Source organism: Vibrio sp. 2130-1, assembly GCF_033339515.1.
This window is the reverse complement of record NZ_JAWOUT010000371.1, coordinates 1-646: the sequence shown is the minus strand read 5'-3', so window position 1 is coordinate 646 and position 646 is coordinate 1. Positions and strand designations below refer to the sequence as shown.

The 646-nt window shown below is 44.6% G+C and carries 1 pseudogene; it reads right to left on the bottom strand.

Features of this window, described 5'->3' with window-relative positions:
• Positions 1 to 594: pseudogene (locus tag R7Q09_RS26300) on the bottom strand (diguanylate phosphodiesterase); the annotation flags it as partial.
• Positions 595 to 646: the final 52 nt, after the last annotated feature.

Genomic DNA, 646 nt, shown 5'->3' with positions numbered 1-646 from the left:
TGAGAGTTTGATCATATCTGGATCAAATTCAGCAATACGCTCAAAATGCGTTTGGGATGTGGCTACTTCAAACCACAATGCAAACGCATTTTCCTTCAGTTTTTCGACAAGCGTTTCCATGCGTTTGTGAAGTCACAATGTTTCATCTGCTTGTAAGGATGGGATGACATGCTGGAAAGCGGCTGAGTGAAACTGCACCATCTGCCCAAGAAAATACACGCCCGGATCCCACAGCAGTGCATCGACACGAATTGGCACGACGACGTTGCTGATTAAATCTGGATGAAAAGCTTCTAATTGAAATTGAGTTTGTCGTAAGGCGAGATAAAGGCTGAACAAATCTAAGCAGTATTGCATTTGTTCGGAAAGCTCAAACTGATAAACGCTTTGCTCTCCGCGCAATCCGAATCTCAAAGTGAGGTGTTGATACACCACCTCACCGGATTGAGTTTCACGAATGGCTTGGCAAGCGTGTTGGATGTCATTATGTTTGAGTGCTTCAAATACCAATTGATCGTCGTCCGTGACGATGTGTTGTACCGCGAGACTACAAAGATATTCGTATATCGCGTGTGTTGAAAGAAGATTAACCAAGGATGCGTGACACATTGGGCTGTTGGGCTTGTGAAGTCTCGTTGTAAGACGG